We start from the raw sequence: 21917 nt of genomic DNA, 5'->3' as shown, positions 1-21917 counted from the left end.
CGGGCGCCTCGCAAGCGAAGCGCCCGTTCTGTCCCTAAAGAATGGGCATATGGCCACGCTAGGGAGGCGATGGAGCCCATTTATGCCTGTAGTTTACCACGGATGCCCATCATTGAACCGCCGCGACTGGGTGGCCTCACCGACCGCTTTCTGGAGCTCACGTCCACGCAGGCTCCTTGGCAACGCCGCTTATGGCGCGGCGGCACAATGGAGCTAGCACAAGAGTTCCTCACCGATAGCGTCCGCCCTGGTGCGCGTGAAATCGCGATCGTCGACCGGCGTAAGCATCTCATGGAAGCTCTTCGTACCGATCACGGAATCGCCGACTTCGGCAGACGCATCGACACCCTGGCGAAGGACATCAGCACAGATACCGACGAAACCAGTCACTCGTGGATCGCCCTGCGCCACCACCTCACCGAGATGAATGACGCCTATCTAACGAACTGGGCCGATGCATTCGACACACCTCCACCCAACCGGGCTATCGATGCCGAGGGAGCGGCGCGTCGAATTACCGCTCACATCCTGGGTTCGGGCATGCACAGGAACAGCCTCCACCGATGGCTGCGTGACATTCAGTCCAAGTCCGGAGCGGTGACGCCGGGCGACTTTCTCCGTGAAGCGGACCGACGCCTCAAGGCGCCCGAGAAGCTGTTCACATTCTGCGTCCCGGTCGACAAAAGGCCGCCGTTTGCGGTGAGCACCAAGACCGCGCCGGGCTGGATGACCTCAACCGAGACGGCGGAGTGGAAGCGGCGCTATGCGCCTGAAGCCAAGCCCGCCCGGCACCAGGGTTCGTTTGTCCTCGAAATAACTGCGCGAGATGTCAACGCAGCCGCGGATGCGGCGCGGGAGGTGATTGCGCATCTGAGAACGAAGTTTCAACTTGGCAGCCCCAATTCAATCGGCATCCACCCAAAGATGTGGTCAATGCAGAAGCGCAGCGACTTCCCGACCGTCGCAACTAACCGCATGATCAACTTGGCGTCCTTTGATCGCCTGGGCCGGCTTCAGGACCTGACTACAGCGGACTACCTCGTTAACACACTGGCGCTGGTTGAGCCGCTCCAGACCGCCGCTCCCCACATCGCCGTGATGAGTGGCTGGTCTGCTATCGAATCGCTCCTAGTGGGCCCAGCCGACCGCGACGATATTGTCGCCGCCAAGCGTTTCTCTCTCATCATCGCCGCGAGTCTCATGAGAGCCGAATTCACCTGGCTAGCAAAAACATACGTTGCAGAGAACGATAATGCGGACGCACAAGCCTTGGACGAATGCGGGACGAACATCGAGCGGGCCAAGCTCTTTCAGAAGCTTGCCTTTAGCCGTCCCGACCTCACCTTGACCAACGCCACCGACAACCTTGCTCTGCAACGGGTCCGGCCGGCTCTGCAGAATCCGCGTCAAGAGGTCACCAACATCGCCGAAATTCTCACCCGGGAGTTCACCCGCCTCTACCGCAAACGAAACATGGTTGTTCATGGTGGACAGATTCGCGGAGCGAATTTGCACTCGATCTCGGAGACGCTCACACCTCTGATCGGAGCCGGAATCGATCGAATCGTGCACGCCCAGCTACAATTCGGCGTCCCGCCAATCGAACTGTCAGCGATGGCGGAGGCCCGGGTCGAATACCTCAGACCCCCTACATCTGATTCGGGCGGCGGACTGCTCGATCTGCTGGAACACCCAATTCCATAGACCAGACGGCAGCCTCAGCTACCCGACATCACGTTGGCGATTAGCCAGCAAACTAATTCCGGGCGCGTTGGTCGGCAACGACGAGGTACGACCCGTTACCGGCACCGCACGACGAGACAAATACTGACTGCCTACTCCCGCGCTTCCAGTGCGTGTCAGAACCGCCAGGAATACGGCGGAATCGAATACTGAGGGTTACCAGTAAAGTACGCTGTATTACACTGCGGTCCAATAGTTCTCGCTTATCGCGCGAGGCCGAGGAATGCCATCATCGCTCGTTCGACCTCGACGACTTGCTCCGCTGTTAGCCGACCGACTCGGGCGTGGACGTTCGACCTTTTGACGGTTGTGAGCTTGTCGATCATCACGTCACTGTCGTGATCAAGTCCGGATAACCGGCCGTCTCCGCCGGCTATCCGGATGCGCATCAACGGCGCATCCAACAGCGTGCTGGACATGGGAGCAACGGTTACTGAACTCGTGGCATCAAAGAGGTCATCCTGAACAATCACCGCCGGACGCGGTTTGGCCGCGTAGACGCCCCCTGCTACGGTCCAGATCTCCCCTCTGTTCACTCCTCGTCCCATGGCGTCGAGATGGCCTCAATGAAGTCCTGGTCATCGGCGCTTTCGTCCGCTAGTGCGACCAACGAAGCCTGACGATGCGCCTCTGCGGCAAAACTCTCAGTGCGCACGTCAGGCACCCAGACCTGCAGCGGCCGCAGGCCCCGCTCCCGCATCCGCCGTCGGTACTCGCCGACTCTTTCCCTTACCGCCATGCCAACATGTTACATGTAACGCCGAATCTAGGCAGCCGGATAGTCAGATCGGCCGGGACAGCAAACAAACATCCAAGCTACGGCTCCGCTCGACGGTTCGCCCTGAACTACCTGAAGATGCTCATCAACACGAGCCCTGTGGAGCTGCTCCGATCTTGACGCACCACTTGCAACCCGGGCGGAATACGGCGGAATCGAATATGCAGATTTACCAGTAAAGCACTCCGTATTACACTGCGGCCCAACGGTTCTCGCTGTCCGTTCTAGGTTCAAGTTGTGGTTTCAGATTTTGTTTCGTTCGGGTGACTGGTATGCACCTGCTCCAGGTACACCGTGCGGTCCTCGACGAAGAACCAGATGCGGGCGGTGCCCTTGAGCGTTGGCTTGTGCTGCCAGCGCTCGTGGATCTTGTCCCCGCGGGCGATCGTGCCGAGTTCGCCGCGCAGCGGGTAGTTGGTTGGTGTCTTGGCCAGAGGGGTTCGCGTCAGAAAGTCCCAGGCCTCCGCGAGGGGATTGCGGATTGTTGCGGCGAGGTCCTGCCAGCCCCTGGCTGCGTCGGCGGTAGCGTAGCGAATCTCGTACTCGATCTTCTTCGGGGGACGAGGGACCAGTTCGCCGCGCTTGGCGGCCACGGCTAGGCCGGCTAGGGCCGCTCTACGACGGCGTCGTCATCGTCCAACCACTCCGGCTCGCCCCGGTTGAGGCCCGCGGCGATGGCGGTCGCGGTCTCCTTCCACGAGGTCAGTTCCGCGAGCACCAGATGAGGCTGGTCAGTGGAGAACGACGCCCGTGCGGCGTCGACGAGGTCCTGGGCGCAGGTGGCCCGGTCGTCGGGTGACAGTGCGAGCATCCACGGAAAGGCCCTGGACATCCGCTCGGCGAGCGGACCGTTGTCATCCACCGCCACGCCGATGAGCTGCGCGGCGAATTGGAGCATGCGGTTGCGGCTTTCCGCCTCGCGCTGCGACATGAGCACGAGCGCCTCGCCGTCGCGCCGAGTCACTGTGACCGGGTGGTCCTCAGCCTCGGCGAACACCTCTGCGGAGTGCTTGCTCAGGTCCGAGGAGCGGCGCGTGGTGGCGCGGAGGGCTGTCGTGGTCATATCGATATGATATTCGGAACATGTTCGGAAGTCCAATGTGTGACGGAGCACATCAACTCCCCGTTGATCGAGATGCAAGGCCGTCGCTCCGCTAGCAAACAAGCAACTCCCCTGGACCTCAACCTCGCGGGGGCCTATTGAGTGCCGCCGTACCGGCGGTCAACTATGTGGTCGCCAACCGTTCCCACATGGCCCCCGACCCACACCGCAACGCAGGAATACGGCGGAATCGAATATGACGGGTTACCAGTAACCACTGCATATTGCATTGCGCTCCAATTATTTTCATCCGATGCGGCGACGGTAGAGCGCTCAGAGATCGAGGACGATACGCAGTGCCGCATCTACGCGGCGCATCTCGTCGAAGCTGAGGAACCCGACGCTCTTACCGAGCCGGCCCGGGTCGACCGCCGCAGCCTGCTCGGCAAGCACCCGGGTGTTCACGCCGCCGATTTCAACCTCGGGACGAAAGCTGGCGGCACGAGCCGACGTTGACGTTGGCGCAACCAGCCAGGTCGACAGCGGCAGTTGGTCTGACTGGACTACGACGGCGTAGCGGGAACCCGATTGCTCGTGACCGCGGCTCCCCCGCGGGGCATGCAACTGAAAGACCTCACCACGCACGCAGCGTCTCCATATCGCGCAGCACCTGCATGGCCTCAGCGCGATCGGACTCGTCTTCAGCAAGCCTTTCCGCCTCGGCGCGAATCGCCGCACTGGCTTTCCGTCGTGCTGCATCGATGAGAGCAGATCGAACGGCTGCGGACACAGCCGTGCCATCTTTGGTCAAGACCTCCAGCGCCTTCGATGTGTCTTCGTCCGGCCGGAAGGTAATCGTGTCAGCCATAGCAATAGTGTACGACGTTTTGTAAGACAGTCGCTGGATGGGCAAAAGTGACGTTTCGTAGAGCAGCTGCAACTCTCCAGGCGCAGGATGAGCAAGCCGGATCCGTCGCGACGCGACGCCTGCTGCGCCGATTAGGCCAAGTACCCCCGCCGAACTGACCAATCTCAATGATGCGCTCAGGCTCTATTTGGCGCTGTAACGGCGGGAATATGCAGCAATCGAATACGCAGAGTTACCAGTAACCCACTGTATATCATGTTGTTGCCCAACGCTTTTCATCGCTAGTTGTCAGTTCCCTGCTGGTGGTACGGGTGGGTGACCGATCGGAGTTCCAGTCGCGGGATTCCTGCGAAGTCGGCGGGATTGCATGTGTATAGCGGCACCGCATGTGCGATTGCGCTGGCTGCGATGAGTGCGTCGTATGCTCGTGCAGCCGGCTTGCGCCCCGACGCGCGCAGTGCCGCCGCTACGCTGCCAAATGCTCGGGCGCAGTCTCCATCGAACGGAAGTACGTCAAAGTCCGCCTCGGCCTGCTGGAGGTGTTGTTGGCGGGCACTGCGCTCGGCATCGTCGCGCGCGACGTGCGGACCTACGGAAAGCTCGGCCAGCGTTATCGCGCTAATCACCGATTCGTCGGGAAGCTCGGTCGGGTCGGATGCCTGGCCTAGCAGGATCACTGTGGAGGTATCCAGCATCCCCCGGTCCTCGGCTTCCGTCACAGCGACGGGTCGATCAGGTTGTCGATGTCGCGCCGGAGGGTGTCCGGGTTTACCTGTGGAAGATTCTTACGGCGACGAATCAGTTCCGCTGGGCCGGCGCTGGAACGAGGCAGAGGGCGAAGCTCTGCTACCGGCGTGCCGTCCCGGGTAATGACGATGCGCTCACCGTGCTCCACACGGCGCAGAACTTCTCCTCCGCTGTTCCGGAGTTCGCGCACCGTCACTGTATCCATACACGCCAGTGTATCACCGGTGAGACGGTGGCGCGGAAGGCGCAACCTGCGCTTGCTCGTACGGGCGAATATGCAGCAATCGAATATGCAGGGTTACCAGTACTCCGCCATGTTCATCCAATGAATCACCCCCGGGTAAAATCCCTGCTGAGCATCAATCGCCGTCCTAATTGCCGAACCGGAATCGTTGGCCGCGGGTGGCACGAAGACATCGGTGAAGAGGTCGCTCTCTCCACTTTGAGTTCCAATCGCAGTTCAGGCCGCAACCTCCTGCCTCTCATATTTTTTGTAGATTGGTCGAGGAATACGCACGGATCGAATACGCAGGGCTACCGGCGATCTAGTCGGTTCGCGCGCGGCTTTCGAGGCCATAAACGGTCGAAACGGTCACCGCTCGATATCCATTTGGAAACGCACCCGCGTTTCGGCTGGCGCAGGTCTATCGGCAACCGCAGTCACCCCGTTAACATCGCGCGATGCACGATTTGCCCCCAACGGCAAGCGATGTGCGATTGCGCACGGTTTCGCGGCGCGACGCGCTGCGTTTCGCCACTGCGTTGGCCGGTCTGGGTGCCGTATCAGTAGCCTGCGGCACGCATACGGCGGCCGCCGCTTCTCCTCCTCAACTGATCGACTTTGCCGCGCGCCAGATTCCGGCGCAGCAGATCCGCGCTGCCGGCTATAGCGGGGTGGTCAATTACGTCTCGCTGTCACGCCCTGGCTCGTCTTTTGGCGCCAAGCCGATCACTCGGTCCTACGCCGACTCATTGAAAGCCGCGGGCTTGGTGATCGTCAGTAACTACCAATACGGCAAGCCAGGTGGGTCGGCACCGTCCGACTTCACGCGGGGCTACGCCGGCGGCATCGCGGACGCGCGCACCGCTTGGCAGCTGCACACCGCGGCGGGCGGCGGCGAGGGTGCGCCGATTTTCTTCACGATCGACGAAGACATCAACCGCGACACCTGGAATCGCGTCGCGCTGCAGTGGTTTCGGGGAATCAACTCGGTTCTCGGCGTTCAACGCACCGGAGTCTACGGGGGCATCGATGTGTGCCAGTGGGCCGCGACCGATGGCGTTATCGGGTCTTCGAGCACAGCTGGCCGCCGGTGGGCCTGGCAAACTCGCGCGTGGTCCGGCAATAAGGTCCACCCCGCCGCTGTTCTCTACCAGCGCGTCGTGAGCACCGCGTCCAATCCCGGCCCGCGGGTCGGCGGACTCGAAGTCGACGTCAACGATGTCCTGGCCCCCGATTGCGGCCAGTGGAACCTCCATCGGTCGAGTTATCGGAATGGCGATGTGCGATAGGTCCGATCTCTCCATGAGATCCCGTCGAGTCTGGCACGGCGCAATATGCAGGCCTTGAATATGCAGAGTTACCAGTCATCCACCGCATATTGCGTTGTGACGCAGCGTATTTGAATAGTATTGCTCAGATGGTGCCCTGTTCGAGAACCCATTGGTGTCGGAACGGTAGTACCTCTGCGGCAATCTCAAAGTCAGCGTCATAGTGGATCAGCGTCACGTCATGCGCGTCGGCGAGCGTGGCAATGAGGAGGTCGGCCATGCCGACAGCACGGTGGCGGCCAGCGCTTGCCAACTGTCGTTGCGCGCCGAGTGCCGTCTGCCAATGTTCATCATTGGTCGGCAGGTATTCGTACGCCAAACGGCGGTCTGACCAGAGTTGTTCATACTCGGAAGGATTGCGGGCGCTATAGAGGGCCTCGGCGTCGAGTTGAGCTGTCGTCGCGACCAGTCCGGCCTCAATGAGTGGGGCAAGTCTGGCGGCAACCTCGGGGTGTGTCATCCGTGCTGCTGCACTGGTATCGATGAGGTGCCGGGCGATCAATGCCACACGTCACCACGTTGATCGGGATTGGCCATCTCCCCTAGGCCGCCGGCCTGCAACCATGCAACCTGGCGTGCGCGAGCAGATGATGCTGCCGCTTGCTGCAATGCGATGCGCACCGTGTCCGATACGCCGGACGTCTTAAGCTCTTTTTGCGCGGCAGCCAGCAGGTCGTCGTCCAGATCGATCAGGCGCTTTGTCATCCATCAAGCCTCCACCTGTATATACCGAATATCGACTCAGTATATACTCACGTTGGAGTGGGATGCGAGAGGCCTGTGAACCTCCGCAGGGGAATATGCACAAATCGAATATGCTGCGTTCGGGTTACCAGTAACCCCTGCATATTGCAACAGATGAATCACCACGGGTGCTCGTGCTGGGCGCTCATCCGCTCGTATTCCCCTGCTGCCCAAGCCTTTCTGCGCCTGCCGACGCCTGCGATGCGGCAGACTGAGGTCAACCTTGGCCGCTTATACGATACGAATTTTCGTACTCGTTGCGTGGGGTGGTCGGTGACATACTCAGGTGCGTGGCCAAACTGACGAAAGTGGCCGACGGCGTACACGTCGGTGCGTTGTTTCCGCGCAACTTTTTTAACACCGTCATCTTGGAGGGCTCGGACGGCGATGTCGTGATCGACGCGGGCCCACCGTGGGCGGGCCGGCGACTGGCTCGCTTATTTCAGGGACGAGACATCGTCGAGCACGTTGTCACTCACGCTCATGGTGACCATATCGGGTGTACGGCATGGATCTGCAATCACACCGGCGCCCCGCTCGCCATGAGTGAAATCGAGGCCGACGCCTTCGAAAGCGGCGGCAACATCGCCTGGCACGCCGGCGCGGGTGCCAAGTACTTAGTTGCGCCCCTGGGGCGAAAACGGTGCAAGGTCGACCGGCGTCTGAAAGAAGGGGACGTCGTTGAGGGATTCACGGTGCTCGCGCAACCCGGCCACAGCCCCGGCCTCTTGGCCTTCTGGCGTGAAGGGGACCGGACGCTGATCATTGGAGATGGGCCGATCAACCTCTCCACCGACCCATACAAGCCGAAGTGGGCGTACGTGCCCAGGAAGTGGCACTGCGATCCGGACGCGGCCGTCGCATCCCGGAGGCGCCTGACTGAGCTGAAACCCGATCTCGTCGTCTCCACTCATGGCTATCCGGTCCGCAGTCTCGAACGGTGGGTCGAAGGAGTACGCACGGTACCTCACTGAGCGCGAGGAACGGCGCTTCCATCCTTGGGGATCATGGCCGGTTTGAGGGGAATATGCAGGAATCGAATATGCAGGGTTACCAGTAAACTACGTTGTATTGCATTGAGCTCCAAGTATTTCCAATGATCAGGTTTGTCCTCTCAGCGCACGCGTTTCTGGTCTCACGTGCTTCCCTATGGCGTGGTTAAGCTCAACATTCACGCCCGGCTCATGTTGAATGGCCCGCTGCCCGTTGAGGATGTACGGGTGGGCAGCCGAGCATCACAGATCGAGGACAAAGCGAAGCGCTTGCATCTGGTCTGGTTGTGGTTTCTGCTGCGATGCACCCAGTGTAGACGAAAGGCCCCATTACGGATCGTCCCTTGTGTTCAGCAAATGAACGCCCGCCCATAGGCTTTGGGTTCCAGGACTGACTGTGCAACAATAGCTTTCGTGATGCCATCTATGGCGAAGTGTGCAGCGCGATTTCTAATACAGTTCACATCAGCGGATTTCGATGCCGTCGGGCCTGCTCAGTTCCGAGTTTGATGTTTCATCGTGTTAATCGAACTAGTCGATACCCAAGAGGGTGGTTCGGAGCGGTTGGGCAAGGGCCGCTCCCCCGGCGGAGGATTCGTGAGGGGGACCCGTTTTATGGTCCAGTCGCTATGTGGCTTGGGGGTTGGTGGGTCTCGGAGCGGTCGAGCTTCAGTGCGCAGTCGCCTCTAGGTGCAAGGGTATTGCGCGTTGAGCAGACAATTCGACGGTGGCGAGTAGGAACCGGTCAGCACACCCCTGAAACCGCCTGTGGCTGAGCCACCGGGTGCAATGACGCGATTCCAATTCGCGGGGGTGAGAACATAGTGCGTGCCAGACTGGGTAATGGTGCTATTCCACGTGTGCGAGACGGATTCTCCCGCCGGCAAGTCGAATTCAAGCTTCCAATCGGCTAGCGGCGCCATGCTCGAGTTGGTGATGGTGAAGTGGGCGATGAAACCGGTCTGCCAAGCATGTGACACTGACAACGTCGCCGTGGCCGCAGCCGCATGAGCTATGGGGGTGTTGGCGAGTCCGAGGATGGCAACCATCAATGCCGACACGGTTACGTGAAGCGCTGTGCGCCAGCGCTTCACGTAATTGTTCAGTTCGGCCATAGCAGCCAACACTAAAGCCAAACAAGCGATATCGGCCCGCGCATCGCGGGTAAGCTGCAGTACCTTTGCTCAACTGAAACCGTCACGAAATTTTAGCCTCGATCCACCCTGAACGATGTATCGGCCCGGCCAAACGCGAGCTTGCGGACGGGGAAAGAACCGCTTATCAGGAGTTGGGCTCCCAGCTGATGGTCGAATCTGTCTGGAGAGCAGCGAAGTCGTTTGGGTGAATATGTTCCCGATTGAGCGGCGCGGTCGATGACAAAGGCCCGACACAGACCACCCGCAGTGTCGGCTGGCTGAGGCGGAGAGACTGGCTACTGTGATCGGCGTGCACGCGGATCTGCAGCAGTTGCGGAATCAGCTGGTTAGTGAACTCCGAGAGTCGGGGCATGTGTCCAGCGAGCGAGTGGCCGCGGCGTTTCGCACGGTTCCCAGGCACGTGTTCGTGCCTGGCGTTGAATTGGAGCGCGCTTATCGGGATGAGCCACTGATTATCAAATCTGACCCGCGTGGGGTTCCGATCAGTTCTTCCTCACAACCGGCGATCATGGCCAGAATGCTTGAGCAGCTTGATGTGCAACCGGGCCATCGCGTGCTGGAAATCGGAACGGGCAGCGGCTATAACGCGGCGCTGCTGGCCCAGCTGGTCGGCGAGACCGGCGCTGTGGTGTCGGTCGACATCGACGTTGACCTCGTCGAGGATGCCCGTGCCCGCCTGGCCGAGTGCGGGGTTTCCCAGGTGACGGTCGGCTGCGGTGACGGCGGCCTGGGGTGGACCGAGCACGCCCCCTACGACCGCATCATTGCCACCATTGGAGCATGGGACATTCCCCCCGCGTGGGTCACCCAGCTCGCCTCCGACGGTCGGTTGGTGATGCCGCTGGACCTGCGCGGCCCGCAGCGCTCGATCGCCTTTCAGCGAGTCGGTGATCATCTGGAAAGCGTCTCGGTGGTCAGGTGCGGGTTCATGCGTTTGCGCGGCGCGTTCGCCGGCCCCGAGCCGATCCGACAGATCAGTCTCGAACCCCCGCGGTTCCTCGGGGCGGCCGAACACCATGCCGTGGACCCAGACGCGCTGTCTGCGGCGCTGGCCCAGCCGGGTGCCGACATGCCCAGCGGCGTTCGCGCCACGCTCGACGAGGTATCGGATGGGCTGAGCTTGTGGCTGGCGCTGCACGAACCCGCGATGGCCTGGGTGTCATCGATCGGCGCGGCGGCAGATCGCGCACTGGTCCTCCGTGTGTCTTACGCGGTCTGGAAACCGGTCGCTCTGGGCACCGCCGCGCTGGTCGGCACCGACTCGCTCGCCGCGCTCGTCCGTCTCGACGACGAGCAACCCTTCGAACTCGGCGCACTAGCTCTCGGCCCAGACGGTCACCGCCTCGCGCAGCGCCTCGTTGAACACATCCACGATTGGGACACTCGCGGACGCCCCTGCACCTCCGGGCTGCACGTGTCTGCCTACCCACGCGACACCGACCCTGTCGCGATCGCCGACCCGGGCATCGTCATCGACAAACGCTACACCCGGTTGGCTCTGACCTGGGCATCGTAATCGCCTCGGCGCCAGCCAATTTGAAACAGGCACACCATTGCGATCGCAGGACGACCACGACTTCGCGTCTCAGCAAACCGCCACATCCACGTCAAATCGAATCGCTCACCCGGTGAAGCGGAAACGCACAACCCATCAACCGTTCCCGCTCGGAAACACGAGTGAGCGGGAGCAACAGGGAATGGCGATTTCTAACCCCAGATAACCAGAACGAGAGCCTCATCGGGGGCGGAGTCGTTCAGCCGCCAGCAAACGAGCGGTCTCGCGCACCACGCCCACGCCGCGGCCGGCCGGTATCGCGACATCGACCGCACTCCCCCTCAGCGCCGCTCACGGTTCCACGGTGACCGCATGAGCAGGAATACGGCGGAATCGAATATGGCGGGTTACCGGTAGTCCCAATGACTTTCGTGGTTGCCGCCATCTGATGTGCCCGTGCCCGCGGCGTCTCAACCCCCAGGATCACGCCACGACACCTTCGACCGGCCAGCGTGATTTGCCGATTAGGAATTATTGCCTAATCGGCAGATTTCTCTTAAGGTGTGAGATATGCCCTGGCGGTGCGAGGAGGCCGATACCGGTCGCCGCAAACTACGAATCTGAATCCATGCCCAAAGCGTGCGGACCAGACTGCAGGAGAGAAGATGGCGCGAACGGACAACGATGACTGGGATCTGGCGTCTAGCGTGGGTAGCACGGCGACGTGGGTGGCCGCTGGGCGGGCGTTGGCCTCCAAGCAGCCCGATCCGCTGATCAACGACCCGTACGCCGAAGCCCTGGTGAAGGCTGTCGGCCTGGACTACTGCAACCGGATGGCCGACGGAACGCTGGATTTTAACGCCGATCCACTGCTGGACAAGCGTCAGGTGTGCGAGCGGATCGCAGTGCGCACCAGGTTTTTCGATGATTTCTGTATCGAGGCTGGCAGGGCCGGTATCCGCCAGGCGGTCATCTTGGCCTCCGGGCTGGACACCCGGGCCTACCGGCTGGATTGGCCCGCAGACATGGTGGTCTTCGAAATCGATCAGCCGCAAGTCATCGAGTTCAAAACCGGCGTCCTCGCCGACCTCGGAGCCGCACCGACCGCCAAGCGACGCTCCGTGAGCGTCGACCTGCGCGGCGACTGGCCCGAAGCCTTGCGCGCCAGCGGATTCGACGCGACCCGGCCGACAGCCTGGATCGCCGAGGGCCTGCTGATGTATCTGCCGCCGGAGGCCCAGGACCGATTGCTGGACACCGTCACCACTCTGTCGGCGCTGGGCAGTCGACTGGCGACCGACGATATCGATGCCGTGGCTATGAGCGGTGACTGGGCCAAGCGGCTCACCGAAGGATCGCGCCGGGCCGGCAGCGACATCGATGCCGCCGGGTTGTTCTACTCCGGGCAGCGCAATAGTGTGCGCGACCACCTAGCCGCACAGCGCTGGCGAGTCTCAATAACTTCCACCGCAGATGCCTACGCCGCCAACGGATTTGCCCCACCGGTCGGCGAACTGGCCGCGGCGACCGGCCCGGGTTATCTCACCGCGACGCTGGATGGCTGACATGACCGGGCTGCGAGAACGCAAGAAAACCGATACCCGTCGCGCGTTGTCTGATGCCGCGATGCGGCTGGCCTCCGAGCGCGGTATGGACAACGTCACCCGAGAAGACATCGCGGCGCTGGCCGGGGTGTCGGCGCGCACATTCAGCAACTACTTCGCCACCAAGTACGACGCACTGGTCTATCGGCAGACCGAGCGTGTGCACCGCAGTGTTGCCCTGTTGCGTGAGCGTCCCGCCGGGGAGGCGCTGTGGACCTCGATCACCGAGGCGTTGCTCGGGCCAATCGAAGAGGACTTCGCCGAGGCGACGGGTAACAAGAACACGCTGCCGACTCCTACCGGACTAGCCGAGATTCGAAAGCTGCTGGCCAACAGCGAGGTTCGTAGTGCTCTGACCCGGGATCTGGTTGGTGAGTTCGCCTCAGCGATCGCCGAGCGCACTGGAACCGATCTGCGGCGCGACATGTATCCGCGCGTGGTGGCAGCCGTCATTCGCGCAGTGGTCGAGGCCACCATGGACATCTACGCGACCGCGGATCCGCCGGTTGCCTACCCGATGCTGCTGCGTGCAGCGCTCACCGATATCGCCGCCGGGCTTCCGGCACCCAACGACGAATCATCAGTCAAAGGAGTTCTCCCATGTCCGAACAGTCAGGCACGGCCTCGGCGCCGGAACTTGAGATAAACGAGTCGGGCCACGTGGTGGTGTTTCGCCCCGTACCCGGGTCGCCGAACGTGTTCAGTCACCCCTTCGTCGATGCCCAGCTGATCCGTGCCATGGGCTTGGCAGCTGTCGGTGCTGCCGCTGTGGGTGAGTGTTACACCACTGCGCGCCGGGTTGACGAGAACAATCTCTTCGAGAGCTGGTACACCGAGTGGGCGGCGACCGCAGGGCGGGTGGACGCACTCGGCGCAGATGTCTTGACGCGCGGCCATAAGGTCAGCGCTCGCGAGGCGTTCTTTCGGGGGGCGAGCTATTACCGGAATGCCTATTTCTTCTTGCACCACAATGACCCTCGCAAGAGGCCGACGTGGAAAAAGGGCCAAGACGCGTTCCGGAATGCGGTGAAGTTATGGGATACGCCGGTCGAGGTGGTGGCGATCCCCTACGAGAAGGGTAAGACGCTGCCCGGCTACTTCTTCAAGGTCGACGACAGCACCACGGCGCGGCCAACGTTGTTGGGGATTAGTGGGGCTGATGGCACCTACGAAGAGGTGGCCACCCAGGTCGGGAAGGCTGCAATCGAGCGTGGCTACAACCTGTTGGCCTTCGAGATGCCGGGTCAGTTCGGGACGGTCTTAAACGATCCCGAGCTGGTGTACCGCACCGATACGTGGGTGCCGGTCGGCGCGGCGGTCGACTACGCCCTGACCCGCCCGGAGGTCGATCCGCAGCGTCTCGCGTTCACCGGCTACAGCTGGGGTGGCGCCATGGGCCCGCGGGCGGTGAGCCGCGAGAAGCGCATCAAGGCGATCATCGCCAATTCACTGGTCCCTGAGTGCCGGGCGACCATCCTGATGTCTTGCGGAGCCGACCCGGAGAACCCCGATGCCTCGCAGGTCGACGGCTCAACCCCCACCGGTAATTATGTTCTGAACGACTTCAGTTGGCGTTGCGGCGTGGGAGATCAACCGCTCACAGAGCTCAAAAAGCTCTTGGACGGCATGATCTTGTGGGGTCTTGAGGACCAGCTGACAACGCCGTTGTTGAACGTCACCGCCGCGGGCGAAGGCGGCACCATGCAGGGGCCAACAGATAAGTTCTTCGACGGTTTGACTTGCCCGAAGACGTCCGTGCACCTCACCTCGCTCGACGGTGCCGACCTCCACTGCCAGGCCAACAACCTCAACCGGAGAAACCAAATCGAGTTCGACTGGCTCGACGAAACATTCAACAAGCAGACGGCCAAATAAACCGGCCAAGCTGCGGCCCCACGAACGTGCCGTGGCGGTCGATCACCGGTTTGACTACAAAATGTGTCTTCTTGTCAGAAGGAGCGAAATCCAATGCGCATTCTCATCTCCGGTGCGGGTGTCGCGGGCCTGAGCGCCGCGATCGACCTCGGGGCCGACGGCCACGACGTGACCATCGTCGAGCGCGCCGACCATCTGCGGGTTAACGGCTCCCCCATCGACATTCGCGGCGACGCACTCGACGTCGCCGACAAGATGGGTGTGCTCGGACAGATCCGCGACCGTCGAATCGACATGAGCGAACGCGTGCAGTTCGTCGACAGCAACGGCGCCGTGGTGGCCGAGCCACCTTTCGACGAGATCAACGATTCCCCCGACGACACCGAAATCCCGCGCGAAGAGCTCACTAACATCCTCTACAACCACCTCGGTTCGCCGGTAGAGCTGCGGTTCGGCGAATCCATCGCCGAATTGGACGACGACGGAGCCGGAGTCAACATCCGCTTCGCCTCGGGCGCCCGCGACCGCTACGACCTCGTCGTCGGGGCCGACGGGATGCACTCGGCCGTCCGCCGGCTGACGTTCGGTCCCGAACAGCAATTCCTGCGCCATCTCGGCTTCTATATCGCACTGGCCGCGCTGCCCGAGTACACGCCGACCGGACGCAACAACCCGATGTACAACTTTCCCGGTCACATGGCCGGCATCGCCGCCTACAACGACAAAGCGTTGGCGGTCTTCATGTTCCGATCGCCCTGGATTGACTACGACTACCACGACCTCGCCACCCAAAAGCTGATCCTCGCCGACGCTTTCGCCGGCCATAGCGAGTGGCGAGTCCCCGAACTGATCGACGCGGCAATCCAGGATCCGGAGTTGTACTTCGACTCGGTCAGCCAGATCCAGATGCCCGTCTGGCACCGCGGTCGCGTCGTCCTCGTTGGCGATGCCGCGCACTGCACCTCCAACCTGACCGGCCGAGGCACCAGCCTCGCCCTGACCGGCGCATGGTTTCTGGCCCAAGCACTGCGCGACCACCCCGGCGACGTCACCCAAGCATGGGAGCAATACGACCGCGATCAGAGGCCGCTCGCGACCAAAATCCAGGCGATAGCGGCGCCGGGAGGCGACCGACTGGTGCCGGCCACCCAAGAACAAATCGACGCCCGCAACCGAGCCTTAACCGAGGCATCCGCAAAGAAGCAACGCGACAACTGATCGCTCCCGAATCCCAAGCAAGCCCAAGTCGATGAGCCCGATGGGTGGGGTGACCCAGCGTCGTGGCGGCGGCGGCTGGAGACTCGTGAGCGCACTTCCGGCACGCGGAGAGGTGTGGTGGTGGCCGCGGTCTCTCTCCCCGCAAGGCATCGCTTCGCCCAGCGCAGGGCTACCAATGAGGGGCGCAATAAGTGCCTGTAGCGTGACGGCCGTGAAGTCCTCCCGAGTCTATTTTTCCGTGGCGCTCGCAGCCTGTATCGCGGTAATCGTTCTGACGCTCGCTGGATCGGGCAAGGCGACCGCGGCCGGTTCGTGCCCAACCGCAGCACCGCAGAACGGTGGAACGCCCGACTGGACGCTGGCCGGGACCACGGGCAGCATCGCGGTCACCGGGTCCACGGATACGACGGCTCCGCGTGTGAACGTGACGACACCGTTCAGCGTGACCCAGACCCAGGTGCATACGCTGCACGCCGGAGATGGACCGGTGGTGCCGGGCACGGCGCGGGTATCCGTGTGCTACATGGGTGTCAATGGACGTGACGGGTCCGTGTTCGACAGCAGCTACGAACGGGGTGCCCCGGTCGACTTCCCGCTTGGCGGAGTCGTGCCGGGCTTCCAGAAAGCCATCACGGGACAAACGGTCGGCTCGACGGTCGCCGTCGCAATGACCTCCGCGGATGGCTATCCCGACGGTCAGCCGAGCGCTGGAATCCGGCCGGGCGACACGCTCATCTTCGCGATCAAGGTCCTCAGCGCCTCGAGCTGACTACGACGGCTTAGCGGAAGCCGGACTGCTCAGGGCCGCTACTCCCCCGGGCTCCTGCAGCCCGCTGGAGTTATACGCGGACGGTCAGCTCCAAGCCCTTGTCGAGAGGCAGCGCGGTGCTGACGTAGCCGTTCTCCGGGGCGTGGACATAGTTGAGGTAGGCATGCTCCGGGTCGAGGTTGACGTTGTCGCCGACGATGAGTGCGCCGGGTGCCAGCACGGGTTCGAGAATCTTCACCACCTCCAGGTCGAGGTCGGGCCAGCCGTCGAGAAGCACGAATTGCACTGGGCCGCTGACTGTCTTGAGGGTGGCGCGGGCGTCTCCTTCGAGGATGGTGATCAGGTCACTGACTCCCGCTTCGTCGAACGTTGCGCGGGCTGCCGCCAGCTTGCGGGAGCTCATCTCGGTGGTGATGACGTGCCCTGTGCCGTTGTCGCGGACCGCCGCAGCTAGGTGCAGTGTCGAGATGCCATACGACATGCCGTATTCCACGACGGTCGTCGGTTTGACCGCACGGACGAGGCTGTACAGCAGGCGGCCCGAGTCGGGAGCCACGGAGAGATAGAAGTCTTGGCATGCGTCCGCGCGTTCTTCGAAGGAGTAGTCGCGCGGCGAAGCTCCCTGTCGCCGTTCAGCATCCAGCTGCGCATTGGCGAATAGGCGGTCGATGATCGAGGCGTATGCCGGTTGATTCAAGGTTGCGGTCATAACCGCTAGAGTAGACGGAACGTTCCGTCTAGTCTAGGGTGAGGTGGTGTTGGATCGACCCGTGGCAGATATGCAACCGCATCGCGGCAACCGGCATGGGCGCAGTGAGGCCGCGCGGGAGGCCGTTCTGCGTGCCGCCGATGACCTGCTCGTCGAAAAGGGTTTCGCGGGGGTCACCGTCGAAGGGATCGCCAGGGCGGCGGGGGTCGCAAAACAGACCGTCTACCGCTGGTGGAGCTCCAAGACGGACGTCCTGATGGACGCGTTCCTCGAAGACGCGGCCGCGGATCTGGAGCCACCCGATACCGGCAGCCTCGAGTCCGATCTGCGCGCGCATCTGCGCGACACGGTCCGATTTCTCACAGTCGACGATGCCGGCGCGGTGTACCGCGCGCTCGTGGGGCAGGCGCAGCACGATTCGGGGCTCGCCCACACATTTCGGGCCCGCTACCTCCATGATCAGCAGGCTCGGGACCAGAAACCGTTCGTTCGTGCGATCGCCCGCGGTGAGTTATCGCCCGAAACCGATGTGGCCTCGCTGGCAGAATGGCTCGTCGGTCCGATTCACTATCGGGTGGTGGTAACGGGTGAATCGGTCGACGACGCCTTCATCGACGCCATTGTCGATGGCGCGCTATTGGTCTGCCATCACTGGCCAAGACGGCAAGCGCCGGCGCAGAAGAAGCGCGATGCGGCGGGATCGAATACGGGAGTCACAAGCCGTCGCGCTCGGCCCAAGGATCGCATGGCCGCCAAATAAACGGGGACCGGACAACCCCCACGGATCCCTTATTGATCTTGTTGCGTCGCAGTGTCGCAACGTGTTTCGACGTGCTCCCCATGTATTTCGCTCGGGCGCGACGTCGAGCCGCCCGCAGGGCCGTTCACGATCGTTGCGTTGCAGAGACGGCAGCCTCGGCGTCAGGCCGATCCGAAAACGTCGGGTGTTCGACTGGTTTTCCGGGGGTTTCCCGCGACGCGACATGTTCCGGTGCGACGGGATGGGAAAACAGGTTCGAGTTGTCCATGCGGTGTCCTTACGAATGAAGAGGTCGGCCGTACGCACTTAGAACGGACGGACGACGGTCGAATCGCACGCGATCTCTTTCGTGATGCGTCCACGATTCGCGATGACCGCTAAAACACGGTTCACCCCGACTGTACAGGCAGTGAACACGGGCGCTCGCACCGACCCAGCTGCGGTCCAGGGCGTACTAGATCGTGGGGCTGCTATGCTGTGGGCAATGTTGGCTGTTCTAGTCGATGGCCAGCACGTCGTGAAACGCTTCTTCATCCTTCCGGCGCCCGCCCTGGTCCTAGTGGCTGACGCACTGAATCCGGCGCAGTTCGTATCGCGGCGATCGATTTTGCCCACCGGCAATCTCGCCACCTTGTGCCGACCGACCGCGCGTATTTCGCCGCCACCCGGCGCAACCGATGCTGAAAGACATCAAAGTGACTACTGGCAAGACATTTGCCGATCTCGGCGTGGGTGAACCACTCATCGGAGTGCTCGCCGCCCGCGGGATCACCCATCCGTTTCCCATCCAAATCGAAACCCTTCCCGACACACTCGCCGGCCGGGACGTCCTTGGCCGCGGCAAGACAGGCAGCGGTAAGACGCTTGCCTTTTCGATTCCTATGGTCAGCGGGCTGGCCAAACGTCCGCGTCGCCCCTCCCGACCGTCGGGTCTGGTTCTCGCCCCCACCCGGGAGCTGGCCAGCCAGATAACCGCGGTGCTGGAACCGTTGGCTGCCGTCAACGACCTCCGTGTGACGACAATCTTTGGGGGCGTACCGCAAGGCAAGCAGGCGGCGGCGCTAAAGTCTGGCGTCGATATTGTCGTGGCCTGCCCCGGCCGGCTTGAAGACTTGATGAAGCAACGCTTGATCAGTCTCGACTCGATCGAGATCACGGTGATCGACGAAGCCGATCACATGGCCGATCTCGGCTTCCTTCCCGGCGTCACCCGCATCCTGGCGGCCACACCGAGCGGTGGCCAGCGACTGCTGTTTTCCGCAACCCTCGATAACGGCGTCGACAAGCTCGTCAACCGATTCCTGCGCGACGCCGTGCTGCACTCTGTCGACGGCTCCAACTCGTCCGTGCCCGAGATGACCCACCACGTGTTCCATGTCTCCGGCGTGCAAGCCAAAAAGGAGCTGGTACATCGGCTCGCCTCCGGCACCGGACGCCGAATCTTGTTCATGCGCACCAAACGTCAGGCACGCAAGCTCGCCATGCAGCTCACCGAATCCGGTGTCCCGGCAGTCGATTTGCACGGCAACCTTTCTCAACCCGCACGCGACCGAAATCTCGCCGCCTTCAGCACGGGTGAGGCACGGGTGTTGGTAGCCACCGACATCGCCGCGCGCGGTGTACATGTCGACGGAATCGAATTGGTGGTGCACATTGATCCGCCCGCCGAGCACAAGGCCTACTTGCACCGGTCCGGACGAACGGCGCGGGCCGGAAGCCGGGGTGACGTCGTGACTGTCGTCTTGCCCGAGCAGCGCAAGGACACACATTCGCTGATGCGCCGGGCAGGCATCCGTGTCACTCCACAGGAGGTCACTGTCGACTCGGCCGCCGTGCATGCGGTGGCCGGCGACATGGCGCCCTACCGGGCTCCCGCACCGCAGAAGACGGCTCCGTCGCGTCCATCGCAGCCTCGCCGCTCGGGTTCCGCCGGCCGCAGACGGCGCCGCCGGTCTGGCCGCGTGCAGCGCTGATTGGCGCTGATTGGCATAGGGTCACGGCGCTTCCAATAAGTGATGCCGCTCGTGCTATCCTGTCCCCGCGGATGTTCTTGGTACATCCGCATTTGATTGAGAGAAGTAAGTAAATGGCACAGGGAACTGTGAAATGGTTCAACGGTGACAAGGGCTTCGGCTTCATCACCCCTGACGACGGCGCGAAGGACCTCTTCGTCCACTACTCCGAGATCCAGGGAAGCGGCTATCGCTCGCTCGAGGAAAACCAGCGTGTTCAGTTCGAGGTTGAGCAAGGAGCCAAAGGACCCCAGGCAGTAGGAGTCACCGCCGTCTAAGAAACTCATATACATGACAGTGGGCTGGTGCGGTTGCTTCGTACCAGCCCATTGGAGTCTCTAGCCTCCTTAAGGCATGCTTTCACGTTCCCCTGTCGCGGAATTAGGGAAGCTCGGCGATGAGGACCCGGTACCCGAGATCCAGTTCCTGATTGTTGATGAGGTGCTGGTGTTTGCGGTCCCACTCGCCGCTGGCAAGGTCGGCGCGTAGTCGTGACAGTCCTTCCCGCAGCGCGGGTTTGGGCGTCAGCGCGAATAGCGACATTCCGGATTGGACCGTTGGGTCGAGGTAAGCGTATGGTCTTCGCCAATAGGCGCCGCCGAATCCGTCGAGGCAGTCGTGCGGGACTGGGATCGGCACGACCTTCGGTTCGCCCAGTCGCGATATCAGCCTCGTCATTGGCACAGCCAAGGCCGCATCGGTCTGCGCGGCTGCGGGCAAGTACTCGCGCACTAACCAGAACTCTCGAAAGACGTTGTGGTCCCAGGTAAGGACGACCACGCGGCGGCGGGCGACGCGCAGCATCTCGGCGACGCCCCGGCTGGGGTCGCTCCAGTGGTGGACGGTCAGCACGGCCAATGCCGCATCCACGGCGTCCGACCGAATGGGCAGGTGCTCGGCGACGGCCTGGACGGTTGGCGCGGAATCGGGCGGGCGTTGGGCGATCATGATGCGGCTGGGTTCGATGGCGATGACGGTGCCTGCCGGTTCGTAGGATCCCGTTCCGGCGCCGATGTTCGCGACCGTCGCCATGCCAAGCAGCGCCTCATTGATGACGGCAGCGATGCGCGGGTCGGGCCGGCGAGTGCGTGAATAGCTCCGCCCGGTCCGGTCGTATCGCGCTCGGGCGCCGCGCCGGGACTTCGGATCAGGCATCAGCGCCCGAGTGTGATGCCGGCCCGCTTCGCACACGGTTCGGTGGGGATGCTGTCTTCTCGCCGTCACGGGCGTGTCTGAGACCGTCCATAAGATGGTGGATTGCCCTCTGGAGTTCTCTGCGGATGCGTGTGCGGTTGCGGGGCGATGCCTCGGCGAGCGTGATGCCAGCGTGGGTGACGATGCCGGTCACCAGTTGCGACATCGCGTCGATCGGGATGTCGTCGCGGTAGATGCCCGCGTCGATGAGGCTCTGCAGCATGAGGCGGGCATTGCGGTAGGTGTAGTGGTCTTCGCATTCGCGCCAGCGCCGCCAGCCCAGACCGACCGGTCCTTCGACATATATCAGCCTGCCGGCGACCGGGTCCGAGCACACGTCAAGGGTGGCCTCCAGGGCCGCCATCGCGGCATCCCATGGGCTATCGGGATGCTTGGCGACCGCGTCATAAACCTTCTGCTGGGCGGCCTCGTCATACTCGCGCACTACCGCCTCGAACAAGCTTTGTTTATCCGGAAAGTGATGGTAAACAGCGCCTTTCGTGACCCGCGCGGATGCGGCGATCTCGGTAACCGAAGCAGCGGCGAAGCCGCGCTCAGCGAACGCACGCGCGGCGGCATCGAGCAACGCCGCCCGCGTCAGCTCCGCGTATTCGGCGCGGCGGCTCTTGACATGCTCCACACCCACGAGAATAGTGGGC

At 62.5% G+C, this 21917-nt stretch carries 25 protein-coding genes and 1 pseudogene; 12 read left to right on the top strand and 14 right to left on the bottom strand.

Annotated features, from left to right (window positions below; genetic code table 11):
- The first annotated feature begins 102 nt into the window (after window positions 1-102).
- Window positions 103-1704 (top strand): integrase, encoded by a 1602-nt coding sequence (locus tag K3U93_RS13375; protein ID WP_071510805.1) that lies wholly within the window; start codon window positions 103-105, stop codon window positions 1702-1704.
- Between the two features lie 242 nt (window positions 1705-1946).
- Here K3U93_RS13375 and K3U93_RS13370 read toward each other — a convergent pair whose 3' ends face one another.
- The 8 genes from K3U93_RS13370 to K3U93_RS13335 all read right to left on the bottom strand — a co-directional run bounded on the left by K3U93_RS13370 (window position 1947) and on the right by K3U93_RS13335 (window position 5383).
- Window positions 1947-2279, bottom strand: coding sequence for a type II toxin-antitoxin system PemK/MazF family toxin (locus K3U93_RS13370; protein ID WP_071510758.1), 333 nt, complete (start codon window positions 2277-2279; stop codon window positions 1947-1949).
- Window positions 2276-2482 carry an antitoxin MazE family protein gene (locus tag K3U93_RS13365; protein WP_071510757.1) on the bottom strand — a complete coding sequence of 69 codons (207 nt, stop codon included), beginning with the start codon at window positions 2480-2482 and terminating at the stop codon, window positions 2276-2278. Before K3U93_RS13365 ends, K3U93_RS13370 begins: the two co-directional genes overlap by 4 nt.
- 269 nt (window positions 2483-2751) lie before the next feature.
- Window positions 2752-3114: a hypothetical protein gene (locus K3U93_RS13360; RefSeq protein WP_083011072.1), complete on the bottom strand. Its 363-nt coding sequence runs from the start codon at window positions 3112-3114 to the stop codon at window positions 2752-2754.
- Window positions 3115-3125: 11 nt separating this feature from the next.
- Window positions 3126-3584 carry a prevent-host-death protein gene (locus K3U93_RS13355; protein WP_083011073.1) on the bottom strand — a complete coding sequence of 153 codons (459 nt, stop codon included), beginning with the start codon at window positions 3582-3584 and terminating at the stop codon, window positions 3126-3128.
- A 312-nt stretch (window positions 3585-3896) separates the two neighbouring features.
- Window positions 3897-4208 (bottom strand): type II toxin-antitoxin system PemK/MazF family toxin, encoded by a 312-nt coding sequence (locus K3U93_RS13350; RefSeq protein WP_071510755.1) that lies wholly within the window; start codon window positions 4206-4208, stop codon window positions 3897-3899.
- Window positions 4198-4431, bottom strand: coding sequence for a hypothetical protein (locus K3U93_RS13345; protein WP_071510754.1), 234 nt, complete (start codon window positions 4429-4431; stop codon window positions 4198-4200). The genes K3U93_RS13350 and K3U93_RS13345 overlap by 11 nt, the downstream gene beginning before the upstream one ends.
- A gap of 281 nt (window positions 4432-4712) precedes the next feature.
- A complete protein-coding gene (locus K3U93_RS13340; protein ID WP_338156871.1) occupies window positions 4713-5150 on the bottom strand; it encodes a type II toxin-antitoxin system VapC family toxin in 438 nt (145 codons plus the stop codon).
- On the bottom strand, window positions 5147-5383 hold the full coding sequence (locus tag K3U93_RS13335) for a type II toxin-antitoxin system Phd/YefM family antitoxin (protein WP_083011074.1): 237 nt from the start codon (window positions 5381-5383) through the stop codon (window positions 5147-5149). The genes K3U93_RS13340 and K3U93_RS13335 overlap by 4 nt, the downstream gene beginning before the upstream one ends.
- Window positions 5384-5859: 476 nt before the next feature.
- Here K3U93_RS13335 and K3U93_RS13330 point away from each other — a divergent pair, with 476 nt between their 5' ends.
- The gene (locus K3U93_RS13330; RefSeq protein ID WP_071510753.1) at window positions 5860-6690 is read left to right on the top strand and encodes a DUF1906 domain-containing protein; all 831 of its coding nucleotides are present in this window, start codon (window positions 5860-5862) and stop codon (window positions 6688-6690) included.
- A gap of 124 nt (window positions 6691-6814) precedes the next feature.
- Here K3U93_RS13330 and K3U93_RS13325 read toward each other — a convergent pair whose 3' ends face one another.
- Complete coding sequence (locus K3U93_RS13325) at window positions 6815-7237, bottom strand: PIN domain-containing protein (protein ID WP_083011075.1); 423 nt, start codon at window positions 7235-7237, stop codon at window positions 6815-6817.
- The gene (locus K3U93_RS13320; RefSeq protein ID WP_071510751.1) at window positions 7228-7434 is read right to left on the bottom strand and encodes a DUF2191 domain-containing protein; all 207 of its coding nucleotides are present in this window, start codon (window positions 7432-7434) and stop codon (window positions 7228-7230) included. The genes K3U93_RS13325 and K3U93_RS13320 overlap by 10 nt, the downstream gene beginning before the upstream one ends.
- Window positions 7435-7763: 329 nt before the next feature.
- On the opposite strand from K3U93_RS13320, the gene K3U93_RS13315 reads away from it, so the two are divergent.
- Window positions 7764-8447 (top strand): MBL fold metallo-hydrolase, encoded by a 684-nt coding sequence (locus K3U93_RS13315; RefSeq protein ID WP_176219997.1) that lies wholly within the window; start codon window positions 7764-7766, stop codon window positions 8445-8447.
- Window positions 8448-9151: 704 nt separating this feature from the next.
- Here K3U93_RS13315 and K3U93_RS13310 read toward each other — a convergent pair.
- Window positions 9152-9580: a cellulose-binding domain-containing protein gene (locus K3U93_RS13310; RefSeq protein ID WP_071510749.1), complete on the bottom strand. Its 429-nt coding sequence runs from the start codon at window positions 9578-9580 to the stop codon at window positions 9152-9154.
- Window positions 9581-9902: 322 nt separating this feature from the next.
- Between K3U93_RS13310 and fxlM the strand changes: the two genes are divergently transcribed.
- The 6 genes from fxlM to K3U93_RS13280 all read left to right on the top strand — a co-directional run bounded on the left by fxlM (window position 9903) and on the right by K3U93_RS13280 (window position 16583).
- Window positions 9903-11138: a methyltransferase, FxLD system gene (gene fxlM, locus K3U93_RS13305; RefSeq protein WP_176219998.1), complete on the top strand. Its 1236-nt coding sequence runs from the start codon at window positions 9903-9905 to the stop codon at window positions 11136-11138.
- Between the two features lie 644 nt (window positions 11139-11782).
- On the top strand, window positions 11783-12682 hold the full coding sequence (locus K3U93_RS13300) for a class I SAM-dependent methyltransferase (RefSeq protein ID WP_083011078.1): 900 nt from the start codon (window positions 11783-11785) through the stop codon (window positions 12680-12682).
- Window position 12683: 1 nt separating this feature from the next.
- Complete coding sequence (locus K3U93_RS13295) at window positions 12684-13367, top strand: TetR/AcrR family transcriptional regulator (protein WP_139797036.1); 684 nt, start codon at window positions 12684-12686, stop codon at window positions 13365-13367.
- On the top strand, window positions 13322-14596 hold the full coding sequence (locus tag K3U93_RS13290) for a dienelactone hydrolase family protein (RefSeq protein ID WP_139797037.1): 1275 nt from the start codon (window positions 13322-13324) through the stop codon (window positions 14594-14596). The genes K3U93_RS13295 and K3U93_RS13290 overlap by 46 nt, the downstream gene beginning before the upstream one ends.
- A gap of 93 nt (window positions 14597-14689) precedes the next feature.
- Entirely contained in the window at window positions 14690-15814 is a 1125-nt protein-coding gene (locus K3U93_RS13285; protein ID WP_083011081.1) for an FAD-dependent monooxygenase, read from the top strand.
- Between the two features lie 202 nt (window positions 15815-16016).
- On the top strand, window positions 16017-16583 hold the full coding sequence (locus tag K3U93_RS13280) for an FKBP-type peptidyl-prolyl cis-trans isomerase (protein ID WP_420915352.1): 567 nt from the start codon (window positions 16017-16019) through the stop codon (window positions 16581-16583).
- Window positions 16584-16653: 70 nt separating this feature from the next.
- Here the strand turns inward: K3U93_RS13280 and K3U93_RS13275 are convergent, their stop codons facing one another.
- The gene (locus K3U93_RS13275) at window positions 16654-17292 is read right to left on the bottom strand and encodes an O-methyltransferase (protein WP_083011083.1); all 639 of its coding nucleotides are present in this window, start codon (window positions 17290-17292) and stop codon (window positions 16654-16656) included.
- 70 nt (window positions 17293-17362) lie between these two features.
- Between K3U93_RS13275 and K3U93_RS13270 the strand changes: the two are divergent.
- The 3 genes and pseudogenes from K3U93_RS13270 to K3U93_RS13260 all read left to right on the top strand — a co-directional run.
- A pseudogene (locus K3U93_RS13270) lies at window positions 17363-17929 on the top strand (TetR/AcrR family transcriptional regulator); the annotation flags it as partial.
- Between the two features lie 818 nt (window positions 17930-18747).
- Complete coding sequence (locus tag K3U93_RS13265) at window positions 18748-20025, top strand: DEAD/DEAH box helicase (protein WP_083011139.1); 1278 nt, start codon at window positions 18748-18750, stop codon at window positions 20023-20025.
- Window positions 20026-20138: 113 nt separating this feature from the next.
- A complete protein-coding gene (locus K3U93_RS13260) occupies window positions 20139-20342 on the top strand; it encodes a cold-shock protein (RefSeq protein WP_071510744.1) in 204 nt (67 codons plus the stop codon).
- Between the two features lie 103 nt (window positions 20343-20445).
- Here the strand turns inward: K3U93_RS13260 and K3U93_RS13255 are convergent, their stop codons facing one another.
- Together K3U93_RS13255 and K3U93_RS13250 are read right to left on the bottom strand one after the other, a co-directional pair.
- A complete protein-coding gene (locus K3U93_RS13255; protein WP_071510743.1) occupies window positions 20446-21219 on the bottom strand; it encodes a class I SAM-dependent methyltransferase in 774 nt (257 codons plus the stop codon).
- Window positions 21212-21898: a TetR/AcrR family transcriptional regulator gene (locus K3U93_RS13250; protein ID WP_176219999.1), complete on the bottom strand. Its 687-nt coding sequence runs from the start codon at window positions 21896-21898 to the stop codon at window positions 21212-21214. Before K3U93_RS13250 ends, K3U93_RS13255 begins: the two co-directional genes overlap by 8 nt.
- Window positions 21899-21917 lie beyond the last annotated feature (19 nt).

Source organism: Mycobacterium malmoense (assembly GCF_019645855.1).
GTDB classification, from domain to species: domain Bacteria; phylum Actinomycetota; class Actinomycetes; order Mycobacteriales; family Mycobacteriaceae; genus Mycobacterium; species Mycobacterium malmoense.
Note: the sequence above shows the minus strand (reverse complement) of the source record. Positions and strands in the feature narration are given on the sequence as shown.

Excerpts from the sequence above, each read along its gene's own strand:
- K3U93_RS13375 (WP_071510805.1), top strand. The coding sequence starts at position 103 with ATGCCCATCATTGAACCGCCGCGACTGGGTGGCCTCACCGACCGCTTT.
- K3U93_RS13365 (WP_071510757.1), bottom strand. The coding sequence starts at position 2,482 with ATGGCGGTAAGGGAAAGAGTCGGCGAGTACCGACGGCGGATGCGGGAG.
- K3U93_RS13355 (WP_083011073.1), bottom strand. The coding sequence starts at position 3,584 with ATGACCACGACAGCCCTCCGCGCCACCACGCGCCGCTCCTCGGACCTG.
- K3U93_RS13345 (WP_071510754.1), bottom strand. The coding sequence starts at position 4,431 with ATGGCTGACACGATTACCTTCCGGCCGGACGAAGACACATCGAAGGCG.
- K3U93_RS13335 (WP_083011074.1), bottom strand. The coding sequence starts at position 5,383 with ATGGATACAGTGACGGTGCGCGAACTCCGGAACAGCGGAGGAGAAGTT.
- K3U93_RS13330 (WP_071510753.1), top strand. The coding sequence starts at position 5,860 with ATGCACGATTTGCCCCCAACGGCAAGCGATGTGCGATTGCGCACGGTT.
- K3U93_RS13320 (WP_071510751.1), bottom strand. The coding sequence starts at position 7,434 with ATGACAAAGCGCCTGATCGATCTGGACGACGACCTGCTGGCTGCCGCG.
- K3U93_RS13310 (WP_071510749.1), bottom strand. The coding sequence starts at position 9,580 with ATGGCCGAACTGAACAATTACGTGAAGCGCTGGCGCACAGCGCTTCAC.
- K3U93_RS13300 (WP_083011078.1), top strand. The coding sequence starts at position 11,783 with ATGGCGCGAACGGACAACGATGACTGGGATCTGGCGTCTAGCGTGGGT.
- K3U93_RS13295 (WP_139797036.1), top strand. The coding sequence starts at position 12,684 with ATGACCGGGCTGCGAGAACGCAAGAAAACCGATACCCGTCGCGCGTTG.
- K3U93_RS13290 (WP_139797037.1), top strand. The coding sequence starts at position 13,322 with ATGTCCGAACAGTCAGGCACGGCCTCGGCGCCGGAACTTGAGATAAAC.
- K3U93_RS13285 (WP_083011081.1), top strand. The coding sequence starts at position 14,690 with ATGCGCATTCTCATCTCCGGTGCGGGTGTCGCGGGCCTGAGCGCCGCG.
- K3U93_RS13275 (WP_083011083.1), bottom strand. The coding sequence starts at position 17,292 with ATGACCGCAACCTTGAATCAACCGGCATACGCCTCGATCATCGACCGC.
- K3U93_RS13260 (WP_071510744.1), top strand. The coding sequence starts at position 20,139 with ATGGCACAGGGAACTGTGAAATGGTTCAACGGTGACAAGGGCTTCGGC.
- K3U93_RS13255 (WP_071510743.1), bottom strand. The coding sequence starts at position 21,219 with ATGCCTGATCCGAAGTCCCGGCGCGGCGCCCGAGCGCGATACGACCGG.